Raw genomic sequence first — 21,667 nt, forward strand, 5'->3', positions numbered from 1 at the left:
CCCCCGCGTCAAGCATCATCGCCGCCGCTCCCGGCCCGAAGCCCGCCGATGTCAGCCGCGCGGGTCCAGCACGCTCAGCACGGCCGGCCCGGACTGCTCCGCCGACCTCAGGCCGAACCGCGCGCCCGCACCGAACAGGCGGCGGCCCGACCCGACCGCGACGGGGAAAGTGAGCAGCCGGTACTCGTCCACTGCGTCCGCCTCGACCAGGGCAGGCAGCAACGATCCGCTGCCGATGACCGCGACATCCTTCGACGCGAGCGTCTCAGTGAGCCACCCCTGAAGAGTCCCGGCCACCGGCGTCGAGTTGGCCCAGGTGCCGCCCGGGAGCGGACGGCTGGTCACGACCGCCTTCCTCGCCCGGTTCATCAGCTGCGAGAACTCGTCGTCCCGCGTCGGCCACAGTGTGCTGAAGTGCTCCCAGCTCCGCCGGCCGAGCAGCAGCACCCCGGACTCCAGGATGCTCGCCAGGGAGAACTTGTCCCCGGCGATCGCCGCCGGTCCGAACTGCATCGCCCAGCCGCCGAACGGCGTGCCGTCGCTGCCGTCCGGGTCCTCGACTACACCATCCAGCGTGATGAACTGCGTCACGATCAGTCGTCCCATCTCCGTCTCCTTTGTTCGTGAAGGGGATCCTTCATCAGGACATACGGATGGGATGCGCCGAAATCATCGCAGAACGGATGCTGTGGACGCGAAAAGGTCGAACAGCCGCGCATCCTGGTACACGAGAACGTGCCCGATGGCGCCGGATGCGTCTCCATCGAGCAGGTGGACGGTGTGCGGCGTACGCCCATCGGGGGTGACCCGATACAGCAGGATGGCCGGCTGGCCGTTCGCCGAGACCGACGTCGTCGACCACCCCGTTCCGCGCCAGACGAACAGGTGCGCCATAAAGGCGGCGTACGAATCGCGCCCGATCGACCACTGCGGCACCGGCGGCATCTCGAAGACCACGTCGTCGGCGACCACCGAGGCGAGGGCAGCGGCGTCCGCCTCCTCGATCGCGCGGGCGTATCGTTCGACGACACCGTCGGCGACGGGATGCGCACGCTGCGTCCCGGCACGGATGGCCGCACGTGCGCGCTGGAGGGCCGAGTTCGCCGAGGGCACGGAAACCTCCAGCACGGCGGCCGCCTCCACCGCGGAGAGCCGCAGGATGTCGCGCAGCACGAACGCGCCGCGCTGCGCCGGCGACAGCGACTGCAGCATGGCGGTGACCGCGAGCCGCACCTCCTCGCGACGCTCGGCGACCGTTTCGGCCTCCGATCCGCCGGCCCAGCCGGTCGGTGCCGGCAGCAGCCACGGGACGTCGAAGGCCGGGACGAGCGGCGTGCCGACCTCCAGTCCGGGATCGCGCAGATCCCGCGGCAGAGGGCGGCGCGGAGTCTCGCGCAACCGGTCGACGCACACGTTCCGCGCGATGCGATAGGCCCACGTGGCGAAAGAGGCGCGGGCCGGGTCGAAGGTCGAACGAGCGCGCCAGACCCGCTCCATCACATCCTGCGCGGCATCCTCCGCCTCGAAGGGCGACCCGAGCAGCTGGTAGCAGAACGTCACCAGCCCGCGCCGGATGCGGGAGAGCTCCCCCTCGTCGAATTCCGCCATGCGGCGAGCCTAGCCACGCCCGGCGACATTCCGTCCGGCCTCCCCGTCAATTCTTGACGGTTTCTGTCCTCATAATTGAGGACAAGCGTCCGGATCGCTAACGTAGAGGGCGCCCGGGGATGCCGGCCCTACGCGGAAACGAATTCCTAGCGAAGACGTCTCAACCCGACGCGGACGGAACGGCATCCCGGGAAGCTCTCCCCGTGCCGTCCCGCCCGCCGCCGGCTCCGCTACCGGCTCATGCGGCGCTGTGGTCGACCAACGGCTGGACCTGGACCCCGCTGTGATCGTGGCGGGCCTCCGCAAGCCCTGAGGCGAGCTCGACGGCAGCCGCCTGATCGGGCACGTCGATGACATAGAACCCGCCGACCACTTCCTTCGCCTCGGTGAACGGACCGTCCACCGTCGTCGGCTCGCCGTCGGTTCCGCGGCGGACGGTGACCGCCGTCCCGGGGCCCTGCAGCTCGCCCGAGGCGATGATCGAGTCCTCCGCTTTCGCCCAGAACTCACGGTGCGCGGCATCGATCTCCGCGCGCTCCTGCTGGGACATCTCGCGCCAGCGCTTCTCGTCGCCGTAGATCAGGATCATGAATCGGCTCATCGTGCACATCCTCCCGTTGTGTGGATCATCTCGTGTGAATGCGTCGAACGAAGGCGCCCGATTTCGACACGGCCGCAGTGGCCAGCCGGAATTTCAGCGTGGAACCGCGGCCACAGCGTCGATCTCGACGAGGGCGCCCGGTCGCGCGGGCGCCACTGCGAGCACGGTCACCGCGGTGCGCCGGTCGCCCCAAACGGTCCGAGTCGCCGCGTAGGCGGCGGTCGGATCGATGCCGGGAGTCAGGTGGATGTTCAGCTTGACCACCTGCTCCGGCCCACTGCCCGCTGCCGCGAGCACGGCCAGGAGGTTCCGCAGCGCCTGCTCGGTCTGCGCCTCCAGACCCTCGAGAAGCGCGCCCTCCGCATCCACCCCGTTCTGGCCGCCCACGAAGAGCGCCGGGCCCTCGGGGAGGATCATTCCCTGGGCGAAGGCCGGGCTGCGATACAGCTCCGGTGGGTCGATCTGGGTCGGCAGGGGCGTGTTCGTGTTCGATTCGGTCATGGTGCAATTTTGGTGCGGACCACCGACATCCGACGGACATGCCGGGACCGTCGGTACCATGGAGCTGTGAACCCGCTCATCTCGCAGCCCACGGCTCCGCGCTCCGCGGCCGGGCGTCTGGAGGTCGCCGGCGCCCTCTGCGCCGGCGCGAGATAGCGCTGACCCTTCTCGGCGATTCCGCGCCTCTGCGCGCTTCCGTGCGCCGCTGCGCGCTTCCGTGCGCCGCTGCGCGCGCTCCGTCGCTTCGGCGTGCCCGGCGACGGCCTTCCCGGACGGATCCCGTCCGGGTACTGAACCGATTCTCGACAGTCAGGCGTTCATCCATGCTTTCCATGACCGAGCAACAACTCCGCTCCTCCTTCGTCAACGCGTCCCAGCGCGAGCGCAAGGAGCTCACCCTCCCCGACCTGGCGCAGGTGCGCTGGGACGACATCGACTATCTCGGCTGGCGCGACCGCAAGCTCCCCACCGTGGGTTACGTCGTCGCCGAGATCGACGGCGCGCCCGTCGGCGTGCTGCTGCGCCAGGCGGACGGGCGCGCCCGCTCCCGTCCGCAGTGCTCGTGGTGCGAGGACGTGCACCTGCCCAACGACGTCCTCTTCTTCATCGCGAAACGCGCCGGCACGGCGGGTCGCAACGGCAACACTCTCGGCACGCTGGTCTGCGCCGAGTTCCAGTGCTCGGCGAATGTGCGCAAGCGGCCGCCGACGGCGTATGTCGGCTTCGATGTCGAGGCGGCGCGACTCCGGCGGATCGAAACGCTCCGCGAGCACGTCGACGCCTTCGTGCGCAAGGTGCTGGACGGAGACTGAGCCCTGCGCGAGGCGGCCTGCCGGTCAGGCCGCCTCGCTCAGGAACGGCTCATGCCGGTAGCCGTCGTCGTCCAGGATCGCCACCGTCGACTCCGGCACCTCGAGGAAGGCGCCCGGCATGTCGTTGAGCGGCTCCGAGACGACGACTTTCGCGTGGTCGCCGAAGAGGTCGAACTGCGCCGCATCCGGGAACATCTCCCGCAGCTCCGGGACGGCGACGGAGTGGAACAGCGTCCGGCTCTGATGCGAGGTGGAGTAGCGGAACGCCCACAGCGTGCGCCCGTCCGACAGGGCGAACGTGCCCTGCACCGGGAACCGGATCCCCTTGCGTTCACCCATCCCCTCGACGAAGCGGATCGCCTTCGCCATCCCCTCGACCGGGTCATCGCGCAGGCCGAAGGTGAGTGCCAGGTAGAAGAGCACCTCCGAATCCGTGGTGCCGTGGATGAGCGGGAAGAGCGACTCGTCCACGGCCATCGCGAGGTCGCGCTTCAGCTGGACGAACCCGTTGAGGAAGCCGTTGTGCATGAACATCCAGTTCTCGTACCGGAACGGGTGGCAGTTCGTCTGCTGGATGGGCGGTCCGGCCGCGGCGCGAACGTGGCCGAAGAACAACGGGCTGGCGATCGCGTCCGTCAGCTCCCTCAGGTTCTCGTCGTGCCAGGCCGGCTCGATGCTGTGGAACAGCGCGGGTGTGCTTCCCGTCGAACGATCCGCCGGATACCAGCCGAAGCCGAAGCCGTCGCCGTTCACGGTCTCCGCCCCCAACGGCGAGTTCAGGGACTGGGCCACGAGCGAGTGCTGCGCGTCCAGAATCAGATAGGCGGGCTTCAGGGGCTCTCCCGAGTATGCGAGCCAACGGCACATGACGACCTCCCCGCATCGGCGCCGGTCGCGCTACTCCGCCGCCGCCTCCGGTTTCGCCCCGGCGATGTTCACCAGCCATTGGATCCCGAACCGGTCGATCGCCATACCGAAGCTGTCGCCCCACGGCGCCTTGGCGAGCGGTTCGACGACCGTTCCGCCCTCGGTGAGCTTCTCGTAGTAGCCCGTGAGCTCCGCCTCGTCGTCGCCGCTGAGAGAGATGCTGATGTTGCTGCCCGCGTTCAGCTCCATGTGTGCCGGGACGTCTGCGGCCATGATCGTGAAGCCGCCCGGGGTGGTCAGCTGCGAGTGCATGATCAGGTCGTTGTCGGCCGGATCCTGCGCCATCTGGAACTCGGCGAACGTGCTGCGCTGCACCTCCCCGCCGAACACGGACTGGTAGAACTCCATGGCTTCCCGCGCCTGGGTGCGGAAGTTGAGGTACGGGTTCAGGATCGACGGCATGATGTCCTCCTCAGGAGAGTTGGTGGATTGCTCGTTCGCGGCCCAGCGTAGCCACCGGCCGAGTGGATGTGCCAGAGGCCATACGCCCGGAAATGTCGGCGAAGCGGTCTCGTCAGCGCAGGTAGGCGGCGACGAAGAGCTCGCCGCGGATCTCCCCCAGTCGTGCGACGATCCGGTCCACCAGCGTGTCCGTGATGCTGCCGGCCGTCAGATCGTACGGTCCGATCGGCTGCAGCTTGCCGCAGCGCACGCGCACGACCTCCCAGCCGACCGCCCTCAGCAGGCGGTCCTTGCGTAGATCCGACGCCTCGCGGGGGCCGACGTGCTCGAGCCCGTGACGCCCCGTCGTGTCGTACTCGAGGGCGACGTTCAGCTCGGGAAAGAGGATGTCCGGCCACACCTCCAGGTGCGAATGGAACGGTTTGGCGACGCGCACCGCGTTCATCCCGAAGTCGAACTCGAAGCGCAGGCCCAGACGCCGCTTCAGCTCCGGCTCCGCCGCGGAAGCAGGCGCGGGAGCCCAGCGGCTGACGAACGCCTCCCCCACCGCGACGGCGTCGGCGCCTCCGCGGGCATGCCGGCAGATCGGGCACCGCCTTCCGCCGAGGATGCGCTCGATGCTCGCCTGATAGGCGGGGTGGCCCGCCTCGCACTGCCAGGAGTGCTTCGCCGCCGTGCCGTTGTCGGCGGACACCGCCACCCGGGACCCCGGCGCCGCCATGGTGACCAGCTGTTCGCGCGTGAGCGGCTCGCGGTCGAGGCGGCGGCAGAGGTAGCACCGGTCGTCGTCCGGCTCGCTCTCGATCCGCCGCGGATCGCGGGCATGACCGCAGACGTGCACGCCGGCGTCCGGAACCGCGGTCCGCACCGGACGCGGCGCCGCCGCCTCGGCGCACTCGGGACACCACGCGGACCGTCGCCGCGTCCCGCCGGGTCGCGACCGCTGCTCCTCGGGCGTCGCGACGAAGCGGTGCCCGGAGTCGCACTCCCACACCAGGTACACGTCGGCGGCCGGCGGAACCTGGGTCAGCGTGATCCCGTGGTTGAGGTCGGGATGGTACTGCCGGATCAGCACCGGGTACCGCTCCCAGTCGCTCCGGTACCGGCCGACGGGGTACGGCACCGCGACGCCCTTCGACCACTGGCGGCGCGCCCACCACTGCTCGACGTTCTCCGGCACCTGCGCATCCCTTCGCTCTCCGCCAGCGTAGGCACGACCACCGTCACTCGTCGCGCATCCTGCGCGGGTCAGAGCACGAAGGGAAGGAGCGCCCGGCGCTCCGGCGGGTAGTCCGGGAAGGTGGACCGATACCACCGATGGTTGGCGACCGCCCGCGGGCCCAGGTTCGCGATCGTGTACAGCGCGAACGCCGTCCCGGCCAGCGACCACGTCGCGATCGCCCATCCCGTCCACTCGATCATCTCGCCGAGGTAGTTCGGGCTCGAGACGTAGCGGAATCCGCCGCCGTTCGGGATGCGGTACCCGCCTCCCGCGCGCCTCAGCCGCCGCAGCGTCCGGTCCGACCGCGCGTTGAGCGTGAGGCCGCCCGCGAAGAGGGCCACGCCGATCCAGAACCGCGGATCGGCCACCCAGGCGACCGGATACGACCCGTATTCCGAGATCCAGCGCGCGTTCACCCACGCGTTCAGGGTGTTGAAGGCGATCGCGAGCGCCATGACGAGCACCGGCATGCGCGATCCCGACCGCATCAGGAACGGATACACGAACGCGCGATAGACGTAGTGCACCAGCCAGAGCGCCAGGAACACGAGCGGAACGAGTTGCGCCCGGCGCGAGCCGAGAAGGAAGAACGCGACGAACAGAACGGGGGCCGGCGCCTCCATCACGATCCAGCCCACACGTGCCGGGACGGTCGGTCCCCACCCCACGCGGCCGTGCCGCCCGCCGTAGGGCGCGACCACGAACAGCAGGGCGACGAACGTCACCAAGGCCAACGCCAGCTCGGCGTAGACGAACCAGCGGTACGCTCCCTCGGGCATGCGGCCCAGGCTAGCCGCCGCCCGCCGCCCAGCCGTCGACGACTGGTCCCGACACGCCGTCACGTCCGCAGTCGAAACGGCGTGCCGGGACCAGTGGATGCGGTCCTACGACTGCGCGTTGGCCGCCGCGAGCAGTCCGTCGATCATCTCGGGTGTCACGCCCTCGCCGGCCATCATGCCGATGCGTCCGATCGGGAACGAGCCCATCATCCGTTCCATCGAGACGCCCTCCGGCATGATCGACGCAGCGCCCTCCATCATCTCCCCCATGCCGGCCAGCGCGCCCTGCAGCATCGGCCCGGCCACCGGATTCGCGAGCACCTCCGCGAGCGACGAATCGCGCGTCAGCGGGAGCCGCAGCTCGTCGCCGTCGATCGAGACCGTCGCGGACGACCGCAGATCACGGCTCGACGACCCCACCTCGATCCGGTAGTCGCCTCCCTCGACGACCCACCGCTCGGCGGTCACATGCCAGTACGCCAGGTCCTCGCGGCGCACGGTGACGACGACCTCGCGCGCTTCGCCGGCCGCGAGCTCCACCGAGGCGAACCCCTTGAGCTCGCGCGGCGCGCGCTGCACGCGCGATCCCGGCAGCGAGGTGTACACCTGGACGACCTCGCGCCCGGCCCGTCCACCGCTGTTGGTGACCGTGACGCGCACCTCGAGGTCGCCGTCCGCCGAAATGGATGCGCCGGCCGCGCCGTACCCGAACGTCGTGTACGAGAGGCCATGGCCGAACGGGTACTCCACCTCCAGACGCCGCGCGTCGTACCAGCGGTATCCGACGAACAGACCCTCCCCGTACCGGACGTGCCCCTCCTCGCCCGGGAAGTTGAGGAAGGCGGGCGTGTCCTCGATCCGGCGCGGGACGGTCTCCGTGAGCTTGCCCGACGGGTTCGCGGCACCGAACAGCACGTCCGCCGTCGCCGACCCTCCGGCCTGGCCGAGCAGCCAACCCTCGACGATCGCGGGAACGCGACCCGCGAAGGGCAGGGTGACGACGCCGCCGTTCGAGAGCACCACGACGGTCCGCGGGTTCGCCTGGACCACCGCGTCGATCAGCGCCACCTGGTCGGCCGGGAGGTCGATGTCGTCGCGGTCGTAGCCTTCCGACTCGAGCCGCGCCGGAAGCCCCGCGAACACGACCGCGACCTCGGCGGAGGCCGCGGCCTCGACGGCCTCGCGCTGCAGTCGCGCGGTCTCGGACGGGTCGGCGTCGACCGCGAGCGAGAACCCCGGCGCGTAGGTCACGTCCTGCGCAACGTCCCGGATGGCCGTGAGCGCGTCATCCAACCGGGTCGGCCGGATCATGGACGAACCGGCGCCCTGGTACCGCGGCTTCTGGGCGAACGCACCGATCACGGCGATCCGCTGCCCGGACGCGAGCGGCAGCACGGGCTCGGAGCCGTCCGCCGCGGCATCGTTCTTCAGCAGCACGATGGAGCGCGCCGCCGCTTCGCGGGCGAGTGCGTGGTGCGCCTCCACGTCCAGCGGACCCTCGATACGCGCAGTCGCCGCCCAGCGGGTCGCGAGCGTCGCGATCCGCCGGGCCGACGCATCCAGGAGCGCCGCATCCAGAGAGCCGTCGGCGACAGCGGCGACGACCTCCCGATCGGTCCGGCCGCCGGTGCCGGGCATCTCGAGATCGAGTCCCGCGCTCAGTGCCGCGACCCGGTCGCCGACCGCTCCCCAGTCCGAGACGACCAGCCCTTCGAAGCCCCATTCGTCGCGCAGCACGTCCGTGAGCAGCCAGCGGTTCTGCGAGGCCGGCACGCCGTTGATCCGGTTGTACGAGCACATGACCGTGTACGGCTGGGCGTCCTCGACGACACGCTGGAATCCGCGCAGGTAGATCTCACGCAGCGGACGCGGGTCGATGTCGGACGAGGAGCGCATCCGGTCGTCCTCCTGGTTGTTGGCCGCGAAGTGCTTCAGCGACGCACCGACGCCCTGCGACTGGATGCCGCGCACGAGCGCCGCGCCGAGCACGCCGGAGACGATCGGGTCCTCGCTGAGGTACTCGAAGTTGCGTCCGCACAGCGGAGAGCGCTTGATGTTGATGCCGGGACCGAGGAGGACCGCGACGTCCTCGATGGACGACTCCACGCCGAGGGCCGCACCGACCCGCTCGACCAGCTCCACATCCCAGGAGGAGCCCAGTGCGACGGCGGGAGGGAAGCAGGTCGCCGGGATGCTGTCGCCAATGCCCAGGTGGTCGCCCTCGTCCTCCCTCTGCTTCCGCAGGCCGTGGGGCCCGTCCGTGAGCATGACGGACGGGATGCCCGCCCGCTCCACTGCTTTCGTGCGCCAGAAGCTCGCGCCGCTGGTCAGCGACGCCTTCTCCTCGACCGTGAGTCCCGAGATGGCGTCGGCGACCTCCGCCGTGATCGTGTCGGTCATGTGTTTCCTTACTGTCATTCGACGATGTGGTGGATGGATGGTCGGTTCAGCGCGTCGCCTTGATGGGCCACACGGCCAATGCCCCCAGGATGCCCAGGACGATCCCGATGGGGAAGAGCCCCGCGTATCCGAAGCTGAGGACGATGGCGCCGGCGACTCCCGGAGCGAGGGTCTGCGGGAGGGTCGCGGCGATGTTGACGATGCCGAGGTCCTTGGCGAACGACTTCGCCGACGGCAGCACCTGACTCATGAGCGCGGTGTCGACGGCCTGGAACATCCCGAATCCGAACCCGGAGACGATCGTCATCACGACCCAGGCCGTCAGGTCGTGCCACATCCACGGCAGGAGGAACGCGAGTCCGACCACGGCCGCGGACGCGAACACGAACGGCTTGCGGCGGCCGAAGCGGTCGGACAACGGTCCCGAGACGATCGTGGAGACGAGGATGCCGACCAGGCTGAGCAGGCCCAGGATCGGGATCACCTGCTCGGGATGCGCGACGTGGAAGTAGTCGGTCAGCAGGTAGAGCTGGAATCCCGTGACCGCGAAGTAGCCGGTGTAGAGCAGCAGCCGGCCGGTGAACGCCCAGAAGAAGTCCGGGTAGCGGACGGGATTGACCCAGAAGGTCTTGAGGAACTGGACGAAGGTGAAGGGGTCGCGCTCGATCCTCGCACTGGAGTGATCCGGGTTGGTGAGCAGGAACAGGCTCAGGACGATCACGGCGAACACGGCGAAGAAGATGTAGCCGGCAGCGACGTTGTCGAAGAACCGCGACCCGACGATGGTGCCGCCCAGGGCGCCCACCATCAGGCCGATCCCCATGAGGGCGGCGAAGGTGCCGCGGCGCTTGAGCGGGACGCGGTCGGGCATCACCGCGGTGAGTGGTCCCTGCGCGAAGTTGTACGAGATCTGCACCAGAGTCCAGGCGATGATCAGCCCGACCAGGGAGTTCGCGAACGCGAGGCCGACGAGCGACAGTCCGCCTACCAGCGAGCCGATGAGGATCCAGGGAGCCCGGCGCCCGAACCTCGATCGCGTCCGGTCCGAGAGCTGACCGGCGATCGGCTGCGCGACCATGGCCGAGAACGCCCCGATCGTTGCGACGATCGTCAAATTGACGACATGGTCGCGCTGGCCGAAGAGCAGCGTGATCTGCTGCGGCAGGAGGATGCCGGGCACCGCTCCCCAGATCAGGTAGATGCCGATGTTCGCCGGGATGATCCATCCCATCAGGCGCCGGAGGCCCTTCGGTGGCGCGGGCGGATCGTCGCTGCCCGAGGCGGTGCCGACGAAGGTGTTCGTCGTGATCGCGTCGATCGGGTCGTCGGGTCCGGTCATCGGATCGCCCGTGGGCACGGAGGTGTCTGACGTCATTGTCGAAGGGTTCCTCTCACCATCCACCGTGGACAGTGGCAAAACCTTACGTCATTCGGTTTTCAGAAATCAAGCGGCGTTCGGTTTATCCTCGGGGCATGGCACGACGAGGGTCCTATGCGAAGGGCGTGGCGAAGCGGGACGAGATCCTGGAGGCCGCGCTGGAAGTGATCGCGCGCGAGGGATACCGCGGCGCGTCCGTGAAGGAACTCGCCGAGGCGGTCGGACTCAGCCAGGCGGGCCTGCTGCACTACTTCGACAGCAAGGACGAGCTGTTCACGGCGATCCTCCGCAAGCGCGACGAGGTGGACTCGCGCCGGTTCGGTGCGATGGACGACGACGCCCCCCTGGAGCGCATCCGCGACGGCTTCGTGGATGTCGTGCGCCACAATGCCGAGGTCCCCGGCCTGGTGCAGCTGTTCTCCCGGCTCGCCGTCGAGGCCGGCGACCCGGAGCACCCCGCCCACGCCTACTTCGTGGAGCGGACGGACTCCCTCCGCCGCACCTTCGCCGACGCCCTCGAGCGTCAGCAGCAGGAGGGACGCATCACCGGCCGCGTGCCCGCCGAGACGCTCGCGCGCATCGTGCAGGCCCTGGCCGACGGCCTCCAGCTGCAGTGGATGCAGGACCCGAGCGTCGACATGCCGGCGACCGTCGCCTCCCTCTTCGACCTGCTCGCCCGCGAAGCCTGACGCCCGCGTTGGGGTGGCGACATTCGTCACGAATGTGCGCCTACCCGCGGGCCTGCGCGACATTCGTCACGAATGTGCGCCTACCCGCGGGCCTGCGCGACATTCGTCACGAATGTGCGGCTACGCACGCCCTAACGCAACATTCGTCACGAATGTGCGGCTACCCGCGCCCTAACGCAACATTCGTCACGAATGTGCGCCTACCCGCGCCCCAAGGCAACATTCGTCACGAATGTGCGCCTACGCACGCCCCAACGCAACATTCGTCACGAATGTGCGCGAGCTGAGGGGTGGGCCCTGCCGGGATCGAACCGACGACATCCACGGTGTAAACGTGGCGCTCTACCAGCTGAGCTAAAGGCCCGGGATGCGCACTAGCTTAGCCGGTCGGAATCGGAGGGGATCCGGCGCGGCGCGCCGCCGCGGGCGGGAAGCGGAGGAGGAAGCGCCGGCGAGAGCGACGAAGCTCCTCCGTTTCCGCCGGCCGGGCGGGTCAGACGTGGGCGGGCAGGCGGTCCAGGGCCGCGCGGTACGCCTCGATGGAGCGGGCCTCACCCGGCGCCGTGATGAAGGAGGAGCGGATGATGCCGCGCTCGTCGATGAGGAAGGTGGCCCGGTTGGCGAAGCCCTTCTCGGGGAGGAACACGCCGTACTCCTTCGCGATCTCGCCATGCGGCCAGAAATCGGCCAGCAAGGAGAACGTGTAGCCCTCCTGCTCCGCCCAGGCCCGCAGCGAGTACTTGGAGTCGACGGAGATCCCCAGCAGTTCGACGCGGTGGTCCTCGAACAGCGCCAGGTTGTCCCGCAGCGCACACAGCTCGCCGGTGCAGGTGCCCGAGAAGGCGAGCGGGAAGAAGACCAGCGCGACCGCTTTGCGGCCGCGGAAGTCGCTCAGCCGCACGGTCTCGCCGTACTGGTTGAGCAGCTCGAAATCGGGAGCCTGAGTGTCGTTCTCGAGGGCCATGGTTCGTCCTTTCACGCCGGCGCGGCGTGGCTCGACGCAGGCACGAGCACACAGCCTAGACCCGCACCGCCGGCATGCCAAGCGACGTCAGCAACGGCCGTGGAGTGCGGCTAGGCTGGACGATGGTGCCCGCGCTTGTCGAGACCCGACAGCGCTCCGGCCAGTCCACGATCCATCCGACACAAGAAAGAGGTCGAGGGTGACTGTAAACGACCAGGACCCGTACTCGATGAATAACATCGATTCGGACCCGGAGGAGACCGCCGAATGGCGGGAATCCCTCGACCAACTGGTTGCGGCCCATGGCCATGAGCGTGCTCGCGAGATCATGCTCAGCCTGCTCAAGCGCTCCAAAGAACTGCACGTCGGCGTCCCGATGGTCCCGACGACGGACTACATCAACACGATCTCCCCGGAGAACGAGCCCGACTTCCCGGGCGATGAGGAGATCGAGCGCCGCTACCGCGCCTGGATCCGGTGGAACGCCGCCGTCATGGTGCACCGTTCCCAGCGTCCCGGCATCGCCGTCGGCGGCCACCTCTCCAGCTACGCCTCCAGCGCGACGCTGTTCGAGGTCGGCTTCAACCACTTCTTCCGCGGCCAGGACCACCCGGGCGGCGGCGACCAGATCTTCTTCCAGGGCCACGCCTCCCCCGGCGTCTACGCCCGCGCCTTCCTCGAGGGCCGCCTGAGCGCGGACCAGCTCGACGGCTTCCGGCAGGAGAAGTCGCACGCCGGCGGCGGGCTCTCCAGCTACCCGCACCCGCGGCTCATGCCGGACTTCTGGCAGTTCCCGACGGTGTCGATGGGCCTCGGCCCGATCAACGCCATCTACCAGGCCCAGCTCAACAAGTACCTCACCAACCGCGGCATCAAGGACGCCTCCGACCAGCACGTCTGGGCGTTCCTCGGCGACGGCGAGATGGATGAGGTCGAGTCGCGCGGCCAGCTGCAGGTGGCGGCCAACGAGAAGCTCGACAACCTCACCTTCGTCATCAACGCGAACCTCCAGCGCCTCGACGGGCCGGTGCGCGGCAACGGCAAGATCATCCAGGAGCTCGAGAGCTTCTTCCGCGGAGCCGGCTGGAACGTCATCAAGGTGATCTGGGGCCGGGAGTGGGACGACCTGCTCGCCCGCGACACCGAGGGCGCCCTGGTGAACGTCATGAACCAGACGCCGGACGGCGACTACCAGACCTACAAGACCGAGAGCGGCGCCTACGTCCGCGAGAACTTCTTCGGACGCGACCCGCGTGCCCTGGAGCTCGTGAAGGACTTCACCGACGACCAGGTCTGGAACCTCAAGCGCGGCGGCCACGATTACCGCAAGGTGTATGCCGCCTTCAAGGCCGCCGTCGAGCACACCGGCCAGCCGACCGTCATCATCGCCAAGACCATCAAGGGCTACGGTCTCGGGCCGTCGTTCGAGGGCCGCAACGCGACCCACCAGATGAAGAAGATGACGCTGGACAACCTCAAGGCGTTCCGCGACGCCATGCGCATCCCGGTCTCGGATGCGACGCTCGAGGAGAACCCGTACCTCCCGCCGTACTACAACCCGGGCGCCGAGGACGAGACGATCCGCTACCTGCACGAGCGCCGCCGAGACCTCGGCGGCTACGTGCCAGAGCGCCGTACCAAGTACACGGAGCTCAACCTCCCGGAGGACTCCGCGTACGCGATCTCGAAGAAAGGCTCGGGCACCCAGGAGGTCGCCACCACCATGGCGTTCGTCCGCCTGCTGAAGGACCTGCTGCGCTCGAAGGACTTCGGACACCGCATCGTCCCGATCATCCCGGACGAGGCCCGCACCTTCGGTATGGATGCGTTCTTCCCGAACGCGAAGATCTACAACCCGAACGGCCAGCACTACACCTCGGTCGACCGCGAGCTGCTCCTGGCCTACAAGGAGAGCCCGCAGGGCCAGATCATCCACGTGGGCATCAACGAGGCGGGCGCGGTCGCCGCCTTCACCAACGTGGGCACCTCGTACTCGACGCAGGGCGAACCGCTCATCCCGGTCTACGTCTTCTACTCGATGTTCGGCTTCCAGCGCACCGGCGACGCCCTGTGGGCCGCGGGCGACCAGATGGCGCGCGGCTTCCTCATCGGAGCGACGGCCGGACGCACGACGCTGACCGGTGAGGGCCTCCAGCACGCGGACGGCCACTCGCCGCTCCTCGCCTCGACCAACCCGGCGGTCGTCTCGTACGATCCCGCGTACGGCTACGAGATCGGGCACATCGTCCGCGCCGGCCTCGATCGGATGTACGGCGGGACGCATCCCGACCCGAACGTCATGTACTACCTCACCGTGTACAACGAGCCGATGGTCCAGCCCGCCGAGCCGGAGCAGGTGGATGTGGACGGCATCGTCCACGGCATCCACCGGGTGAGCAGCTCGGACGTGGCCGGCCCGAAGGCCCAGCTGCTCGCGTCCGGCGTCGCCGTTCCGTGGGCCCTCGAGGCGCAGCATCTGCTCGCGCAGGACTGGGGCGTGTCCGCCGACGTCTGGAGCGTCACGTCGTGGGGCGAGCTGCGTCGCGACGGGCTGAAGGCGCAGGAGCACAACTTCCTCTACCCGCAGCAGGAGAAGCAGGTCCCGTACCTGACGCGCAAGCTGCAGGATGCGGACGGGCCGTTCGTCGCCGTCACCGACTACGAGCACGCCGTGCCGGACCAGATCCGGCAGTTCGTCCCGGGTGAGTACGCCACGCTCGGCGCCGACGGCTTCGGCTTCTCGGACACCCGCCCGGCGGCGCGCCGGTTCTTCAAGATCGACGGCCCGTCGCTCGTCGTCCGCACCCTCGAGCTGCTCGCAGACCGGGGTCAAGTGGACCCGAACGCGCCGGCCTGGGCGATCGAGAAGTACCTGCTGCACGATGTCAATGCGGGGACCACGGGCAGCGCGGGCGGCGAGTCCTAACGCCCGCCGTGCCCGCCCGACCGGTGGAGAGGACGAAGCCCGAGACGCTCGCGTGGCTGCGCAAGATCTCGGGTGAGCTGGCCACGACCACGCTCAAGAGGCTCGAAGACACCCTCCCGTGGTACCGCGACATGCCACCGGGCCGGCGCAGCGCCGTCGGCCTGGTGGCGCAGGCGGGCATCTCGTCGTTCATCTCGTGGTACGACGACCCGCGCTCGACGCCCTGGATCGCCGCCGATGTGTTCGGTGCCGCCCCGCGGGAGCTGCTGCGCAGCGTCAGCCTGCAGCAGACCCTCCAGCTCATCAAGATCACCGTCGAGGTCGTCGAAGAGCGCGTGAAGTCCGCGGGCGGGGAGGATCTCCGCGAGGCGATCCTCCTCTATTCGCGTGAGATCGCCTTCGCCGCGGCGGACGTCTACGCCCGCGCCGCCGAGGCCAGGGGCCTCTGGGACGCGAGGCTGGAGGCGCTGGTCGTCGACAGCATCCTCACCGGCGAGTACGACGACGAGCTGCCCAGCCGCATCGCCGCGCTCGGCTGGCACGGCCACGGCGAGGTGAGCGTCCTCGTCGGCACCGCCCCGAAGATGCTCGACGTCGACCAGCTGCGCCGCATCGCACGGCACATGTCGGCCGATGTGCTGATCGGCGTGCAGGGCAGCCGTCTGGTGCTGGTGATCGGCCGCGCCTGGCCCAGCACCAGCGCGCCGGAGGATGCGATCGGGACGGCGCCGCTCGTCCCGTTCCTCGAGATCGCGCAGCAGCTGGAACCCGGCTTCGGCCCCGGTCACCTGGTGCTCGGCCACGAAGTGCCGAGCCTGGTGGATGCGTCCAAGAGCGCGAAGGCCGCCCTCGCCGGGTTCGCGGTGGCGAAGGCGTGGCGCAACTGCCCGCGTCCGGTGCACGCCGACGACCTGCTCCCCGAGCGCGCGCTCGCGGGCGACGGCCTCGCGCGGGCCACGCTGATCAGCCGCATCTACCGACCGCTGCAGGCCTACTCGGCCGAGCTGCTCACCACGCTGTGGTGCTACCTCGACAACGGCCGCTCGCTGGAGGCCACCGCGCGGGAGCTGTTCGTGCACCCCAACACCGTCCGGTACCGCTTGAAACGCGTCTCCGAGGTGATCGGCTGGGATGCGACCGGCGCGCGCGAAGCGCTCATCCTGCAGGCCGCTCTCATCGTCGGCTCCATCAACGAACCCGATTCGCAACGCCGCGGCGGCTGAGTTGTAGACAACCGCACAGCATTCCCGAAAGACTTCGTACCGAATCGACACATCCGCGTTGCGGAAGATTGGCAGACTGGAAACCGTGATCGTCATCGTGTGCCCGGGCCAGGGATCCCAGACCCCCGGCTTCCTCGGCCCCTGGCTCTCCGAGTCCTCGTTCCGCGATCAGCTCAGCGGCATCTCGGAGGCGGTCGGCATCGACCTGGTCGCCCACGGCACGGTGAGCGACGCCGACACCATCCGGGACACCGCAGTGGCCCAGCCGCTGATCGTCTCCGCAGGCCTGCTGACACTGTCGGCGCTGCTCGCGGACGGGCGTCGCGACCGGATCGGCGGCATCGCCGGCCACTCGGTCGGCGAACTCACCGCCGCGGCAGGGGCCGGAGTCCTCAGCGCCACGGATGCCGTCGCCTTCGTGCGCGAGCGGGGCGTGGCCATGGCCCGCGCCGCGGCCGAGGCGCAGACCGGCATGAGCGCCGTGATCGGCGCGGACGAGACCGAGCTGCTCGCACGCCTCGACGAGCTCGGCCTCTCCCCCGCCAACTTCAACGGCGCCGGCCAGATCGTGGTCGCAGGGGCGGTGGATGCGCTCGCGCAGCTGGCCGAGAACCCGCCGGCTCGGGCGCGCGTCATCCCGCTGCAGGTCGCCGGCGCCTTCCATACGCGGTATATGGCGTCCGCCGTGCCGGTCCTGGACGAGTTCGCGGCCACCCTCCCGACGAACGACCCGACGCTTCGGCTCTGGACGAACAAGGACGGCTCCGAGGTCAGCGACGGCGCCGAGTTCCTGCGCCTGCTGGTCGGCCAGGTCTCCTCGCCGGTGCGCTGGGACCTGGACATGAAGGCCTTCGAGGAGGCCGGCGTCACCGGTCTCATCGAGCTCGCGCCGGCCGGCGCGCTCGTCGGCCTCGCCAAGCGCGGGCTGAAGGGCGTCCCCACCGTCGCCATCAAGACCCCCGACGACCTGCCCGCCGCCTTCGACCTCATCGACCAGGCCGCCTGAGCTGCAAGGAGCACTCCCGACGATGACACACCCCACCCTGCAGCAGTCGCACGGCCCGCAGTACACGCGCATCCTCTCGATCGGAGCGGCGCGCGGGGACCTCGTCGTCCCGAACGACGACCTCGTCGGCCCGATCAACTCCTCCGACGAGTGGATCCGCCAGCGCACGGGCATCGTCACGCGCACGCGGGCGAGCAGCGACATCCTCGCCGTGGATCTCGCCACCGACGCCTCACGCGAGGCGATCCAGAAGTCCGGCGTCGACCCGAAGCTCATCGACCTGGTCATCATCGCCACGATCTCCAACGTGCAGCAGACGCCCTCCATGGCTGCCGTCGTCGCCGACCGGGTCGGCGCCAACCCGGCCGCCGCCTACGACATGAACGCCGCCTGTGCCGGCTACGCCTACGGCATCGCACAGGCCGACGCGCTGATCCGTTCGGGCGCCGCCCACTACGCCCTCGTCGTCGGCGCCGAGAAGCTCTCGGACGTCGTCGATCCGACCGACCGCACGATCTCGTTCCTGCTCGGCGACGGCGCCGGCGCGGTCGTGGTCGGCCCGAGCGACTACCCCGGCATCGCCAAGACGGTGTGGGGATCCGACGGCTCCAAGGCGGACGCGGTCGGGATGGACAACACGCTGATCGAATACCGCGACGCGGGAAAGCCGTGGCCGACCCTCCGCCAGGAGGGTCAGACCGTCTTCCGCTGGGCGGTGTGGGAGATGGCCAAGGTCGCCAAGCAGGCTCTGGATGAGGCGGGCGTCTCCCCCGACCAGCTCGCGGCGTTCATCCCGCACCAGGCCAACATGCGGATCGTCGACGAGTTCGCCAAGCAGCTGAAGCTGCCGGAGACCGTGGCGATCGCCCGCGACATCGAGACGACGGGGAACACCTCCGCCGCCTCCATCCCCCTCGCGACCCACCGCCTGCTCCAGGAACGCCCGGAGCTCAGCGGCGGACTGGCGCTGCAGATCGGCTTCGGCGCCGGTCTGGTGTTCGGCGCCCAAGTTGTCGTGCTGCCCTAGACTGTTCCACGGTCAAAACGACACCCCTCACGGCCACACCCCTCAAGGAGAGAAAAACCATGGCATTGTCCACCGAAGAAGTTCTTGCCGGCCTGGCCGAGCTCATCAACGACGAGACCGGCATCGCGACCGACACGGTTGAGCTGGACAAGTCGTTCACCGACGACCTCGACATCGACTCGATCTCGATGATGACCATCGTGGTCAACGCCGAGGACAAGTTCGACGTCAAGATCCCCGACGAAGAGGTCAAGAACCTCAAGACGGTCGGCGACGCGGTGGAGTTCATCGTCAAGGCACAGAACGCGTAAGGCCCCCGAGCCGAGAAACTTCCGCGCGGGCGGCGCACGTCTGAAGTCGCCGCCCGCGTGTTGCGCTCCAGCGAGAGCGTGTTCGTCCCCTTCACGGAGAGATGTCGTATGAGACCCAAGAAGATCGTCGTCACCGGCATGGGCGCTTCGTCGCCCCTCGGCGGCACCGCCCCCGAGAGCTGGACCGCGCTGCTCGCCGGAGTCTCCGGCACCCGGACCCTCGAGCACGAATGGGTCGCCAAGTACGAACTGCCGGTCACCTTCGCCGCCGAGGCCAAGGTGCGCCCGGAGGAGGTCCTCGAGCGGCCCGTCGCGAAGCGGCTGGACCCGTCCAGCCAGTTCGCGCTGATCTCCGCCATGGAGGCGTGGGAGGACGCGGGGCGGCCGGATGTTCCCTCCGAGCGTCTCGGAGTCGACTACGCCACCGGCATCGGCGGCGTGTGGACTCTGCTGGATGCGTGGGACACCCTGCGCGAGCGCGGCCCACGGCGCGTGCTCCCCATGACCGTTCCGATGCTCATGCCGAACGCGGCCTCCGCCGCCGTGTCGATGCACTTCGAGGCCCGCGCGTTCGCGCGCACGGTCGCCTCCGCCTGCGCGTCGAGCACCGAGTCGCTCGTGAACGCCTACCAGCACCTGCAGGCCGGCCTCGCCGACGTCGTGATCGCGGGCGGCACGGAGTCGGCCATCCACCCCATCACCGTCGCATCGTTCTCGTCGATGCAGGCGCTCTCGCGTCGCAACGACGCACCCGAGACGGCCTCCCGACCCTACAGTGTCGACCGCGACGGGTTCGTCATGGGCGAAGGCGCGGCCAGTCTCGTGCTCGAAACCGAGGAGCACGCACTCGCGCGCGGCGCCCGCATCTACGCCGAGCTCGCCGGCGGCGGCGTCACCGCCGACTCGTACCACATCACGGCGAACGACCCCGAGGGACGCGGAGCCAGCCGCGCCGTCCACCTCGCCCTCGACCGGGCGGGCGCCTCCCCCGACGATGTCACCCACATCAACGCGCACGCGACGAGCACGCCGGTCGGCGACCCGTCGGAGTACGTCGCCCTGCGCGAGGTGTTCGGCGAGCGGGTGCACACGATCCCGGTCTCGGCGACCAAGGCGTCCACCGGTCACCTGCTGGGCGGCACCGGAGCTCTGGAGGCGGTGTTCAGCATCCTCGCGATCCGCGACCGCGTCGCTCCGCCCACGATCAACATCACCGAGATGGATCCGGCCATCCCGCTGCAGGTGGTCGGCGAGCCCCAGCCGCTCGGCGATGAACCGCAGCTCGTCATCAGCAACTCCTTCGGTTTCGGCGGCCACAATGCGGTCGCCGCGTTCCGCAGCTACTGAGGCGCAGCAGTCCTCGGCGGCGGCAAGAGCCGTGCCGTAGCAGAAGGCCCCGGTCGTATGACCGGGGCCTTCTGCGTGTCACCGCGTGCGGGCGGCCCAGCCGGGCCCGTCGCGGGAGTCGGGTGCGGGCGTCAGCCGACGTTGTGCAGCCAGATGACCGAGGTGTCGTCGTGGGCGTGGCGGAACGGCTCCAGCTCGTCGTCCCAGGCCTGCCCGAGCGCGAGCCGCAGCTCGCGGTGCAGCTCCAGCGCGTTGCCTCCGGCGATCTCCATGGCGTAGCGGATGCGGTCCTCCGGCACGACCATGTTGCCCGCCGTGTCCACCTGGGCGAAGAAGATCCCGAGGTCGGGAGTGTGCATCCACCGGCCGCCGTCGGTGCCGTGGCCGGCGTCCTCGGTGACCTCGTAGCGCAGGTGCTCCCAGCCGCGCAGTGCGGACGCGAGGCGCGCGCCAGTGCCCGGGGGGCCATCCCAGAAGAACTCGGTGCGCTGCGAGCCCTTCAGCACCGGCTGTGCCTCCCAGGTGAAGTTCACGGCTCGTCCGAGAGCGCGACCTGCAGCCCACTCGATGTGGGGGCAGAGCGCGCTCGGCGAGGAGTGCACGTAGAGCGCTCCTCGAGCTGCGTGTGCCGACATGGTTCTCCTCCGTTCGTTGGTGCGTCTTCCCCTACGACCAGGAACGGATGAGTACTGCGGCGTATGAAATTGGATGCGCTCACGCGCTTGCCACGATTATGCCCGAGAACCGCGGGGAGTTACAAGATTGTGATTCGGCGATTCGCTCGCCCTGCGAACGGCAGGACGGAATAGCATACCGAGTATGTCGGTGCAGAACGGATTCCTTGCGCTCCTCACCCAGGGCGGGGCCTACGGCTCGCAGCTGCAGAGCGAGTTCCTCTGCCGGGCGGCGCACCGGCGACAGCTCAACCCGGGGCAGGTCTACTCGACGCTCGATCGGATGATCGACCAGGGCCTCGTCGCCTCCGCCGGGGCGACGGACGACGGCCTCCCGCTGTACGAGCTGACGCCGGCCGGACGGGATGCGGCGGCCGCGTGGCTGAGTCACGGTCCCGTGGACAGCCGGCCCGACTGGGACGAGATGCAGGACCAGGTGCTCATCGCCGCCTCCCTCGATGGTCGCAAGGCCCTCGCGATCGTGGACGACTACCGCGCGGCGTTCGAGGAGAAGATCCGCTACCTGAGGCACGAAGCGGACTCCCGGGCCCTCCTCGCCGCGAACCGTGCTGCGGAGTTGGGTGCGAAGGCCGCCATCGAATGGCTGGACGAGGTCGCCGCGATGCTCCGCGCCCATCCGACGGCCCTGGTGAAGCCGCGCTCCCCCGAGCGCCCGCGCCGCGGCCGGAAGCCCGCCGCTGAGTCTGCCGCCGATCCCGCCCCTGCTCCCGCCCCTCGGGACTGACGCGATTCGTCACGAATCGCCGCTTTCCGGCGCTCAGAGTGACCATTCGTCACGAATCGCCGATTGCCCACTGGCGACTCCAAATCGACATTCGTGACGAATCACGGCTTTCCGGCGCTCAGAGT

The 21,667-nt window shown here is 69.3% G+C and carries 21 protein-coding genes and 1 tRNA gene; 9 read left to right on the top strand and 13 right to left on the bottom strand.

The genetic code is table 11. The features are described 5' to 3' along the window. Window positions 1-51: 51 nt before the first annotated feature. The 4 genes from BM287_RS06230 to BM287_RS06245 form a co-directional block, all read right to left on the bottom strand. The gene (locus BM287_RS06230; protein ID WP_090037031.1) at window positions 52-606 is read right to left on the bottom strand and encodes a dihydrofolate reductase family protein; all 555 of its coding nucleotides are present in this window, start codon (window positions 604-606) and stop codon (window positions 52-54) included. A 63-nt stretch (window positions 607-669) separates the two neighbouring features. Further along, window positions 670-1,608 carry an RNA polymerase subunit sigma-70 gene (locus tag BM287_RS06235; protein WP_090037033.1) on the bottom strand — a complete coding sequence of 313 codons (939 nt, stop codon included), beginning with the start codon at window positions 1,606-1,608 and terminating at the stop codon, window positions 670-672. Between the two features lie 238 nt (window positions 1,609-1,846). Then, window positions 1,847-2,209 (bottom strand): YciI family protein, encoded by a 363-nt coding sequence (locus BM287_RS06240; protein ID WP_090037035.1) that lies wholly within the window; start codon window positions 2,207-2,209, stop codon window positions 1,847-1,849. Between the two features lie 93 nt (window positions 2,210-2,302). Then, window positions 2,303-2,710 (bottom strand): RidA family protein, encoded by a 408-nt coding sequence (locus tag BM287_RS06245; RefSeq protein ID WP_090037036.1) that lies wholly within the window; start codon window positions 2,708-2,710, stop codon window positions 2,303-2,305. 323 nt (window positions 2,711-3,033) lie between these two features. Between BM287_RS06245 and BM287_RS06250 the strand changes: the two genes are divergently transcribed. Next, a complete protein-coding gene (locus tag BM287_RS06250; RefSeq protein ID WP_090037038.1) occupies window positions 3,034-3,522 on the top strand; it encodes an FBP domain-containing protein in 489 nt (162 codons plus the stop codon). A 24-nt stretch (window positions 3,523-3,546) separates the two neighbouring features. Here BM287_RS06250 and BM287_RS06255 read toward each other — a convergent pair whose 3' ends face one another. The 6 genes from BM287_RS06255 to BM287_RS06280 all read right to left on the bottom strand — a co-directional run bounded on the left by BM287_RS06255 (window position 3,547) and on the right by BM287_RS06280 (window position 10,627). After that, window positions 3,547-4,389: a class II glutamine amidotransferase gene (locus tag BM287_RS06255; RefSeq protein WP_090037040.1), complete on the bottom strand. Its 843-nt coding sequence runs from the start codon at window positions 4,387-4,389 to the stop codon at window positions 3,547-3,549. Between the two features lie 30 nt (window positions 4,390-4,419). After that, window positions 4,420-4,851, bottom strand: coding sequence for a VOC family protein (locus tag BM287_RS06260; protein ID WP_090037042.1), 432 nt, complete (start codon window positions 4,849-4,851; stop codon window positions 4,420-4,422). 112 nt (window positions 4,852-4,963) lie between these two features. Continuing rightward, the gene (locus BM287_RS06265; RefSeq protein ID WP_090037044.1) at window positions 4,964-6,031 is read right to left on the bottom strand and encodes a zinc-ribbon domain-containing protein; all 1,068 of its coding nucleotides are present in this window, start codon (window positions 6,029-6,031) and stop codon (window positions 4,964-4,966) included. A gap of 68 nt (window positions 6,032-6,099) precedes the next feature. After that, window positions 6,100-6,852, bottom strand: a complete 753-nt coding sequence (locus BM287_RS06270; RefSeq protein WP_090037046.1) for a methyltransferase — start codon at window positions 6,850-6,852, stop codon at window positions 6,100-6,102. 105 nt (window positions 6,853-6,957) lie between these two features. Further along, window positions 6,958-9,252, bottom strand: coding sequence for a glycoside hydrolase family 3 C-terminal domain-containing protein (locus BM287_RS06275; protein WP_090037048.1), 2,295 nt, complete (start codon window positions 9,250-9,252; stop codon window positions 6,958-6,960). Window positions 9,253-9,298: 46 nt separating this feature from the next. Continuing rightward, entirely contained in the window at window positions 9,299-10,627 is a 1,329-nt protein-coding gene (locus BM287_RS06280; RefSeq protein WP_090037050.1) for an MFS transporter, read from the bottom strand. Between the two features lie 98 nt (window positions 10,628-10,725). Between BM287_RS06280 and BM287_RS06285 the strand changes: the two genes are divergently transcribed. Then, entirely contained in the window at window positions 10,726-11,319 is a 594-nt protein-coding gene (locus BM287_RS06285) for a TetR/AcrR family transcriptional regulator (RefSeq protein ID WP_090037052.1), read from the top strand. A 291-nt stretch (window positions 11,320-11,610) separates the two neighbouring features. On the opposite strand, the gene BM287_RS06290 is transcribed toward BM287_RS06285, so the two are convergent. Then, window positions 11,611-11,683, bottom strand: a tRNA-Val gene (locus BM287_RS06290). A 129-nt stretch (window positions 11,684-11,812) separates the two neighbouring features. After that, window positions 11,813-12,283: a peroxiredoxin gene (locus BM287_RS06295; protein ID WP_090037053.1), complete on the bottom strand. Its 471-nt coding sequence runs from the start codon at window positions 12,281-12,283 to the stop codon at window positions 11,813-11,815. Window positions 12,284-12,482: 199 nt separating this feature from the next. Here BM287_RS06295 and aceE point away from each other — a divergent pair, with 199 nt between their 5' ends. The 6 genes from aceE (at window position 12,483) to BM287_RS06325 (ending at window position 20,123) form a co-directional block, all read left to right on the top strand. Beyond that, window positions 12,483-15,209 (top strand): pyruvate dehydrogenase (acetyl-transferring), homodimeric type, encoded by a 2,727-nt coding sequence (gene aceE, locus BM287_RS06300; protein WP_090037055.1) that lies wholly within the window; start codon window positions 12,483-12,485, stop codon window positions 15,207-15,209. 8 nt (window positions 15,210-15,217) lie between these two features. Beyond that, window positions 15,218-16,432: a PucR family transcriptional regulator gene (locus BM287_RS06305; RefSeq protein WP_090037057.1), complete on the top strand. Its 1,215-nt coding sequence runs from the start codon at window positions 15,218-15,220 to the stop codon at window positions 16,430-16,432. An 85-nt stretch (window positions 16,433-16,517) separates the two neighbouring features. Further along, complete coding sequence (locus BM287_RS06310) at window positions 16,518-17,438, top strand: ACP S-malonyltransferase (RefSeq protein WP_090037059.1); 921 nt, start codon at window positions 16,518-16,520, stop codon at window positions 17,436-17,438. A gap of 22 nt (window positions 17,439-17,460) precedes the next feature. After that, on the top strand, window positions 17,461-18,465 hold the full coding sequence (locus BM287_RS06315; RefSeq protein ID WP_090037061.1) for a beta-ketoacyl-ACP synthase III: 1,005 nt from the start codon (window positions 17,461-17,463) through the stop codon (window positions 18,463-18,465). 59 nt (window positions 18,466-18,524) lie between these two features. Next, on the top strand, window positions 18,525-18,776 hold the full coding sequence (locus BM287_RS06320) for an acyl carrier protein (protein WP_018190963.1): 252 nt from the start codon (window positions 18,525-18,527) through the stop codon (window positions 18,774-18,776). Between the two features lie 108 nt (window positions 18,777-18,884). After that, complete coding sequence (locus BM287_RS06325) at window positions 18,885-20,123, top strand: beta-ketoacyl-[acyl-carrier-protein] synthase family protein (RefSeq protein WP_090037063.1); 1,239 nt, start codon at window positions 18,885-18,887, stop codon at window positions 20,121-20,123. A 131-nt stretch (window positions 20,124-20,254) separates the two neighbouring features. On the opposite strand, the gene BM287_RS06330 is transcribed toward BM287_RS06325, so the two are convergent. Then, window positions 20,255-20,758, bottom strand: a complete 504-nt coding sequence (locus tag BM287_RS06330) for a DUF3145 domain-containing protein (protein ID WP_090037064.1) — start codon at window positions 20,756-20,758, stop codon at window positions 20,255-20,257. A 184-nt stretch (window positions 20,759-20,942) separates the two neighbouring features. On the opposite strand from BM287_RS06330, the gene BM287_RS06335 reads away from it, so the two are divergent. Next, window positions 20,943-21,542 (top strand): PadR family transcriptional regulator, encoded by a 600-nt coding sequence (locus tag BM287_RS06335; RefSeq protein WP_090037066.1) that lies wholly within the window; start codon window positions 20,943-20,945, stop codon window positions 21,540-21,542. Window positions 21,543-21,667 lie beyond the last annotated feature (125 nt).

The organism is Leifsonia sp. CL147 (genome assembly GCF_900114565.1).
Lineage (GTDB): Bacteria > Actinomycetota > Actinomycetes > Actinomycetales > Microbacteriaceae > Leifsonia.

What these genes read in the sequence shown, in the direction of transcription:
- BM287_RS06230 (WP_090037031.1), bottom strand. Translation starts at nt 606, where the DNA reads ATGGGACGACTGATCGTGACGCAGTTCATCACGCTGGATGGTGTAGTC.
- BM287_RS06235 (WP_090037033.1), bottom strand. Translation starts at nt 1,608, where the DNA reads ATGGCGGAATTCGACGAGGGGGAGCTCTCCCGCATCCGGCGCGGGCTG.
- BM287_RS06240 (WP_090037035.1), bottom strand. Translation starts at nt 2,209, where the DNA reads ATGAGCCGATTCATGATCCTGATCTACGGCGACGAGAAGCGCTGGCGC.
- BM287_RS06245 (WP_090037036.1), bottom strand. Translation starts at nt 2,710, where the DNA reads ATGACCGAATCGAACACGAACACGCCCCTGCCGACCCAGATCGACCCA.
- BM287_RS06250 (WP_090037038.1), top strand. Translation starts at nt 3,034, where the DNA reads ATGCTTTCCATGACCGAGCAACAACTCCGCTCCTCCTTCGTCAACGCG.
- BM287_RS06255 (WP_090037040.1), bottom strand. Translation starts at nt 4,389, where the DNA reads ATGTGCCGTTGGCTCGCATACTCGGGAGAGCCCCTGAAGCCCGCCTAT.
- BM287_RS06260 (WP_090037042.1), bottom strand. Translation starts at nt 4,851, where the DNA reads ATGCCGTCGATCCTGAACCCGTACCTCAACTTCCGCACCCAGGCGCGG.
- BM287_RS06270 (WP_090037046.1), bottom strand. Translation starts at nt 6,852, where the DNA reads ATGCCCGAGGGAGCGTACCGCTGGTTCGTCTACGCCGAGCTGGCGTTG.
- BM287_RS06275 (WP_090037048.1), bottom strand. Translation starts at nt 9,252, where the DNA reads ATGACCGACACGATCACGGCGGAGGTCGCCGACGCCATCTCGGGACTC.
- BM287_RS06280 (WP_090037050.1), bottom strand. Translation starts at nt 10,627, where the DNA reads ATGACGTCAGACACCTCCGTGCCCACGGGCGATCCGATGACCGGACCC.
- BM287_RS06285 (WP_090037052.1), top strand. Translation starts at nt 10,726, where the DNA reads ATGGCACGACGAGGGTCCTATGCGAAGGGCGTGGCGAAGCGGGACGAG.
- BM287_RS06295 (WP_090037053.1), bottom strand. Translation starts at nt 12,283, where the DNA reads ATGGCCCTCGAGAACGACACTCAGGCTCCCGATTTCGAGCTGCTCAAC.
- BM287_RS06315 (WP_090037061.1), top strand. Translation starts at nt 17,461, where the DNA reads ATGACACACCCCACCCTGCAGCAGTCGCACGGCCCGCAGTACACGCGC.
- BM287_RS06320 (WP_018190963.1), top strand. Translation starts at nt 18,525, where the DNA reads ATGGCATTGTCCACCGAAGAAGTTCTTGCCGGCCTGGCCGAGCTCATC.
- BM287_RS06325 (WP_090037063.1), top strand. Translation starts at nt 18,885, where the DNA reads ATGAGACCCAAGAAGATCGTCGTCACCGGCATGGGCGCTTCGTCGCCC.
- BM287_RS06330 (WP_090037064.1), bottom strand. Translation starts at nt 20,758, where the DNA reads ATGTCGGCACACGCAGCTCGAGGAGCGCTCTACGTGCACTCCTCGCCG.
- BM287_RS06335 (WP_090037066.1), top strand. Translation starts at nt 20,943, where the DNA reads ATGTCGGTGCAGAACGGATTCCTTGCGCTCCTCACCCAGGGCGGGGCC.